Source organism: Microvirga sp. HBU67558 (assembly GCF_018069605.1).
Taxonomy (GTDB): Bacteria; Pseudomonadota; Alphaproteobacteria; order Rhizobiales; family Beijerinckiaceae; genus Microvirga; species Microvirga terrae.
Genome location: NZ_JAGPUP010000042.1, coordinates 1 through 244 on the forward strand (window position 1 = coordinate 1; position 244 = coordinate 244).

General features: G+C 64.8%; 1 protein-coding gene. It reads left to right on the top strand.

Annotated features, from left to right (window positions below):
• A partial coding sequence (locus KBI52_RS00155) for a sigma factor-like helix-turn-helix DNA-binding protein (RefSeq protein ID WP_305797854.1) occupies nucleotides 1-244 on the top strand: 244 nt, incomplete at both ends.

The window sequence follows — 244 nt, forward strand, 5'->3', positions numbered from 1 at the left end:
ATTGACGCCATCAGCGGACAAGGAGAGGCCCGCGTGATCTACCTGCCGTCAGCCCGCCAGGACAGTGATCCGGAAGCCGCCGCCGCCCAGGCCCAGGTGTGGCGCCTGCTCGAACGCGCGGTGGACCAGTTGCCCGATTCTTTCCGCATGGTCTTTGTCCTTCGCGATATCGAGGAGATGAGCATCGAGGAGACCGCCTCCCATCTGGGCTTGCGGCCCGAGACGGTGAAGACACGGCTTCACC